A 6,280-nucleotide genomic window follows, 5' to 3' on the forward strand; every position below is an offset into this window, starting at 1 on the left:
GGCCGCACCCCGCCCCACCTCCGGCTGCGGCCCCACCGCCGGCGGCGGGGAGCGGCCGCGGTCCGGCAGGCACGAGATGAGCTTCGGCGGGCTCACCCGCACCTACCTGCTGCGCGTGCCGAAGGGGCCCGGCCCGCACCCCGTCCTGCTCGACCTGCACGGACTCGGCTCCAACGCCGCCGAGCAGTCGGCCTACAGCCGCCTGGCCGAGCAGGGCGCCCGGCGCGGCTACATCGTGGCCACCCCGCAGGCCGCCGAAGGCCGCCTGGCCTGGACGCTGCCCCACACCGGCGGCCCCGACGACACCGGCTTCCTGTCGGCCCTGCTCGACCGCCTCGAACGACGCCTGTGCGTGGACGAGAGCCGCCAGTTCGCCGCCGGGCTGTCGTACGGGGCGGGCATGTCCACCGCGCTGATCTGCGCACTCGACGGCCGCCTGGCCGGCGTCGCCCCCGTCGCCGGCGTCAACCTGGTACGCCCCTGCGACGGCGCCGCCCCCACCACCATCGTCGCCTTCCACGGCGTCGACGACCGCGTCGTCCCCTACGACGGCGGCCACCCGCTCCGCGACGCCACCGGGGACCTGCGCAAACTCGCCGACCTGGTGGTGCTGCCACCGGTGGAGCAGGTGGTCGAAGGCTGGGCCGCCGCGCTCGGCTGCGCCGCCGGCACCCGGCGGCGCCTGGACGAGCAGGTACGCCTGCGCATCTGGCCAAGCTGCCGCGACGGCGCGACACTGCGCCTGTACACCGTCCACGGCGGCGGGCACACCTGGCCGGGCCCCATCGAGGTGCCCAGGCTCGGCCGGACCGCCCGCCACCTGGACGCCACCGACCTCATCCTCGACGTCTTCGACCGCGTATCGCATCGATGAGCCCGCGTACCGGCCCCGGACGGCGCGGGGCGGGGTCGCATCAGGAATCACGTGAACGGGGAGAACATCGCATGGACACCGACGTCCGCGTCATCATCGAAGCCGTCCCCCGCCCCGGGCTGAGCGCGCAGCGGCTGCGGCAGGCGATCGCCGAGCACCCGGGGGCGCTGGCCGCGCTCGACGTGGCCGACCCCGCCCGCCTGGCCGTCTCCTTCGCCCCGGGCCTCGGCCACGACCCCGGCGACAACGCGCCGTTCCGCGCCACCGTCTTCGACCCGGTCGGCAACCGCGCCGTCGAGCTGCGCGGCACCCTCGACCGGCCCGAACGCGCCGAGCTGCGGCCCAGCGCCGACCGGCCGCCGCCCAGCCGCGAAGAGCTGGTCGCCGCCGCCGCGATCCTGCGCGCCGACCCGCGCTTCCCGGCCGGCGACGACGTGGTCGTCTACCGGCCCATGCCGCCGCTGGCCGACCGGGAGAACCCCGACGGCACCACCGTGCGCCGCCCCACGCTCGGCCTGTACACCCCGGGCGAGCCGACCGGGCTGCGCCACCGCATCGTCGCCGTCGACCTGCTCGGCCGCGCCGTCGACTGGACGCCGTCCGGGATCAACCCGCGCATGCACCACGACTGCGAGGACACCGTCCCAGAAGGCGTGGACGCGCTCACCGACCACGGCGGCCCCGACCAGGTGCGGGTGCGGGTCCTGCGCGGCGGCACGGAGCTGTGGAACCTGCTGGTGGTGCGCCCGCGCGCGTCCGCGCCGCAGAACCCCGGCGTCGGCGGCGGCGTCGAGTTACGCGACGTCCGCCACCGGGGACGGCTCATGCTGCGCCAGGCGCACGTGCCCGTGCTCAACGTCGAATACGAGGAAGGCACCACCTTCCGCGACGACGTCTCCTTCGAGACCCGCTTCAACGCCTCCGGCACCGACCCGGTCGGCTGGGGCTGGCGGCTGTGCGACAGGCCGCCGCGCACCATACTCGAACGCCCCGGCACCGACGCCGGCGGCTTCCAGGGCGTGGCCTTCCACCACGACGGCGGCGAGCTGCGCATCGTCAGCGAACTGGCGGCCGGCTGGTACCGCTACGCCAGCGACTGGCGGCTGGGCGACGACGGCACCATCCGCCCCCGCTTCGGCTTCGCCGCCACCCGCAACCCGATGACCTGCCAGGTGCACCGCCACCACGCCTACTGGCGCTTCGACTTCGACATCGAGGGCGCCGGCAACGACGTCGTCGAGCAGATCGACGAGAGCGGCTCCCTCATCCCCGAACCGGTGACGATCATCCGCGAGACCTCACGCCGGCGCCGCCACCCGGCCAAGTACTGGCAGGTGCGCGACAAGTCCTCAGGACGCGGCTACCAGATCCACCCCGGCCCCTTCGACGGCACCGCCGACGCCTACGGCGTCTCCGACCTGTGGTTCCTGCGCCACCACCCGGCCGAGCTGTACGACGGCGACCCCGACTCGCGCAACCGGGCCATGCTCAACCGGTTCGTCGACGGCGAATCGATCAACGGCGCCAACGTCGTCGTCTGGTACGCCGGCCACTACTACCACGACCAGGCCCACCCGCAGCCGCACCAGGGCGAGCTGATCGGCCCGGAACTGCTGCCCCTGTGACGCACTACCCTAGGGGCCCATGAGTCAGGTGGGACAGACGACGGCCACAGCCCTGCTGCGCAGGCTCGCCGTCGAGCAAGCAGAGTGCCGGGTGCCGTCCGTGGTCGCGGCGATCGTCCGCGACGGGAAGCAGGTCTGGTTCGGCGGGCGCGGGCGCGTCGACGGGGCGCAGCCCACGCCCGCCACCCAGTACCGGCTGGGGTCGATCACCAAGTCCCTGGTGGCGGTGGTGGTGATGCGGCTGCGCGACGAAGGGCTGCTCGACATCGCCGACCCGGTCGGCAAATACCTGCCCGGCACCCCGTTCGGGCAGGTCACCGTGGCTCAGCTGCTCTCGCACACCGGCGGGCTGACCGCCGAGCCGCCCACCGACTGGTGGGAGCGCACCCCCGGCCTGCCCGCCGGCGACCTGCTGGAGCGCGTCGGCCCCGGCGAGCTCAAGCACCGCCCCGGCCGCCGCTTCCACTATTCCAACCTCGGCTACGGCCTGCTCGGCGAGATGGTCGCGCGGCTGCGCGGCACCACCTGGCTGCAGGCCGTCCAGGACGAGGTGCTGCGCCCGCTCGGCATGAACGACACCACCCCGCGCCCGCGCGCCCCCCACGCCACCGGCTACGCCGTGCACCCCTTCGCCGACGTGCTGCTGCCCGAGCCCGAACACGACGCCGTCGCCATGGCCCCGGCGGGGCAACTCTGGTCCACCGCCGCCGACCTGGGCCGCTTCGCCGCGTTCGTCGGCGGCGACACCGGCGGCGTCCTGTCCGGCGACACCCTGGCCGAGATGCGCGAACCGGCCGGCGTCGACGCCGCAGACTGGAACGACGGCTACGGCCTGGGCCTGCAGCTGACCCGCCACCGCGGCCGCGTCCTGGCCGGGCACACCGGCTCCATGCCCGGCTTCGTGGCCACCGTCTGGGCCGACGCCGACAGCGGCGACGGCGTGCTGTTCCTGGCCAACACCACCTCCGGCGTGCGCGGCAAACTGCTGACCGACCTGCTCGACCTGCTGGAGGAGCACGAGCCGCGCCTGCCGGGCGAATGGCTGCCCGGCACCGCCGACCCCGGCCTGCTCGCCCTGACCGGGCTGTGGCACTGGGGGCCGCGCCCGTACGTGCTCAAGCTGCTGCCCGAGCGCGGGCTGTCACTGACCCCGGTCAGCGGCGCCGGCCGCGCCTCGCGCTTCGTCGCCCAGGCCGACGGCACCTGGCTCGGGCTCGACGGCTACTACGCGGGCGAGACGCTGCGGGTCGGCGACGGCCACCTCGACCTCAACACGTTCATCTTCACCCGCGAGCCGTACGACCCGGGCGCGCCGGTGCCGGGCGGCGTGGACGGCTGGCAGCTCTGACTCACCTGGGCTGGTCCTGGCCGGTGGCCGGCCGGGCGGCGAGCTCGGCGGCGACGTCGGCGGCGGGGCCGGGCGGGAGCGCCGGGTGCAGCAGTTCTACCCGGTGCACCAGCCGGGGCGCCACCAGCGGCACCCCGCACCAGCCCCCGCTTTTGGTTTCGTGGCCGCTGCTGGTTTCCTGGCCGCTGCGGCCCGCCGCCGAGGCGGGCAGCAGCGTCAGCCCGTGACCGGCCGCCACCAGGTTGAGGACCGTGTGCACGTCGTCGCCCCGGTAGTCCAGCGCGGCGCGGAACCCCTCGCCCAGCAGCGCCCGCAGCCGCTCCAGCGGGCACAACGGCGTCTGCAGCCACCGGGCGTCGATCAGGTCGGCCAGCCGCAGCCCGGCCCGCCCGGCCAGCGGGTGATCGGCGGGCAGCGCCACCACCAGCTCCTCCTCGGCCACCCCGATCCTGGTCAGCGGCCCCACCTCGGGCAGCCGCAGCGGATCGCTGGGCGCGGCGATGCCGTCGGCCAGCCCGAGCTGCGACTCACCCGCCGCCACCGCCCGCGCCACCTGATCACGGTCGCAGGTGCGGATCGTCACCTCCAGCCGCGGCCGCGCCGCCCGCGCCGCCGCCAGCCGCCGCGCCAGCCCCGCGGTCAGCGCCAGCGGCGTGGCCGACAGCGTCAGCGCGTGCGCCGGCTGCGCGCCGGTGCGCAGCACGTCGGCGCGGGCCGCGCGCAGGCGCAGCAGCAGCGGCCCGGCGTGCTCCAGCAGCCGCTCCCCGGCCGGCGTCGGCTCCACCGGACGGCGCCGCAACAACGGCAACCCCAGATCGGACTCCAGCGCGGCGATCTGCTGAGAGATCGCCGACTGGGTGTAGCCGAGCTCGTCGGCGGCGGCCGAGAACGATCCGTGCCTGGCGACGGTCACGAACGTGGTCAGCAAATGAGGGTCCATCAGTGATGCTTATAGCACGTCCAGGAATCATCGTTGGCGCTTAACCGGAGTCGCGGCCACGATGAGGGCATGCACATCGCCCTCGTCGGAGACCGCTCCCCCGGCGTCCGCTCCCACGCCCGCGTCCCACTGCTCGTCGAGGCGCTGCTGGAACGCGACGGCATCGCACTCGACCCGTACTGGATCCCCACCACCGACACCCACGACCTCGACGGCTTCGACGGCATCTGGCTGCTGCCCGGCAGCCCGTACCGCAGCGAGGAAGGCGCCGTGCGGGCCGCGCGCACCGCACGCGAACACGGCATCCCGTTCCTCGGGACGTGCGCGGGCTTCCAGCACATGCTCCTGGAGTACGCGCGCACCGTGTGCGGCGTGGCCGCCGCCGCGCACGCCGAGAACGACCCCGGCGCCGCCGACCTGCTGCTCACGCCGCTGACCTGCTCCCTGTCCGGCCACGAAGGGCTGGTCCGGCTGGCGCCGGGCACCCTGATCGAGCAGATCGTCGGCGCCGACACCACGATGGAGTCCTACGTCTGCTCCTACGGGCTCAACCCCGCCTACCACCGGCTGCTGACCGAGCACGGCCTGGTCTTCTCCGGCCACGCCGACGACGGCGGCGCTGACGGCGGCGGTGTCCGGGTCGGCGAGCTGCCCGGACACCCTTTCTACCTGGGCACCCTGTTCCAGCCCGAACTGGCGGGCGACGGACGGCGGCCGCACCCGGTCATCGCCGCGTTCGCCGCCGCCGTGGTCAGCCGGGCCGCAGCTCGGCGTGGCGCAGCACCCGCAACCCCGGCAGCGCGATGACGCCCAGCACCGCGCCGGAGGCGGCGTCCAGCCGCAGCACCTGCTCACCCGCCCCGGCCAGCAGCTCGCCCAGCGGTGCGGGCGAGGTGGGACCGGCCGACGCGAGCGCCAGGCCGCGGGCCGAGGCGGGCAGCTCCCAGCGGGCGAGCACGGCCAGCGTCTCGGCGTCGGCCACCACCACCTGACGGCCCGCCGCCAGGTACAATCGGCCGTCCCCGCCGGCCGCGAACGCCTCACCGTCCATCGGGCCCAGCATCGCGCTGCGCCCGATCGTCAGCTCCTCCGTCGAGGCCTGCGCCAGCCGGCCGGTGGAGGCGTCGAAGACGAACAACCGCTCACCCACCAGCGCCAGCGTGTGCGCCCGCGCCGGGCCCAGCCCGAACGGCGCGGGCAGATCCAGGCAGAACGCCCACACCGCATCCAGGTGCAGCACGTGCACGAACGCGTGCGTGCCCGGGCTCAGGTCCCGCCCGGCGGCCAGATCGCGGGTGTGCAGGTGGTCGTCCTGGTGGGTGTAGAGCGTGTACAGGACGCCGGCCCCCGGATGGCGGACGGCGGCGCGGCCCGCACCGCGCATGTCCTCCTCCTCGTTCTCCGGGATCTGCTTCTTGTCCCGGGTGAACAGCGGGGCCAGCCGGCCCGCGGCCACGTCGTACCTGCGCACCCGGTACCGGTCGGGGCGGGTG

General features: G+C 75.0%; 6 protein-coding genes. 4 read left to right on the forward strand and 2 right to left on the reverse strand.

What is annotated here, in order from left to right; all coding sequences use genetic code 11:
- From HII36_RS52385 to HII36_RS52395, 3 genes are all read left to right on the forward strand, one after another.
- Window positions 1-874, forward strand: an 874-nt coding sequence (locus HII36_RS52385) for an alpha/beta hydrolase family esterase (protein ID WP_217371055.1), incomplete at its 5' end; no start/stop codon positions are given.
- Window positions 875-945: 71 nt separating this feature from the next.
- On the forward strand, window positions 946-2,499 hold the full coding sequence (locus HII36_RS52390; RefSeq protein WP_173530888.1) for a hypothetical protein: 1,554 nt from the start codon (window positions 946-948) through the stop codon (window positions 2,497-2,499).
- A 19-nt stretch (window positions 2,500-2,518) separates the two neighbouring features.
- Window positions 2,519-3,847 carry a serine hydrolase domain-containing protein gene (locus HII36_RS52395; RefSeq protein WP_173530889.1) on the forward strand — a complete coding sequence of 443 codons (1,329 nt, stop codon included), beginning with the start codon at window positions 2,519-2,521 and terminating at the stop codon, window positions 3,845-3,847.
- Between the two features lies 1 nt (window position 3,848).
- Here HII36_RS52395 and HII36_RS52400 read toward each other — a convergent pair whose 3' ends face one another.
- Window positions 3,849-4,787 (reverse strand): LysR family transcriptional regulator, encoded by a 939-nt coding sequence (locus HII36_RS52400; protein WP_173530890.1) that lies wholly within the window; start codon window positions 4,785-4,787, stop codon window positions 3,849-3,851.
- 69 nt (window positions 4,788-4,856) lie between these two features.
- Between HII36_RS52400 and HII36_RS52405 the strand changes: the two genes are divergently transcribed.
- Window positions 4,857-5,594 carry a CTP synthase C-terminal region-related (seleno)protein gene (locus HII36_RS52405; protein ID WP_173530891.1) on the forward strand — a complete coding sequence of 246 codons (738 nt, stop codon included), beginning with the start codon at window positions 4,857-4,859 and terminating at the stop codon, window positions 5,592-5,594.
- Here the strand turns inward: HII36_RS52405 and HII36_RS52410 are convergent.
- The coding region (locus tag HII36_RS52410; protein ID WP_217371056.1) for a YncE family protein at window positions 5,539-6,280 on the reverse strand (742 nt) is incomplete at its 5' end. The genes HII36_RS52405 and HII36_RS52410 overlap by 56 nt on opposite strands.

It is taken from the genome of Nonomuraea antri (assembly GCF_013283785.1).
Classification (GTDB): Bacteria; Actinomycetota; Actinomycetes; order Streptosporangiales; family Streptosporangiaceae; genus Nonomuraea; species Nonomuraea antri.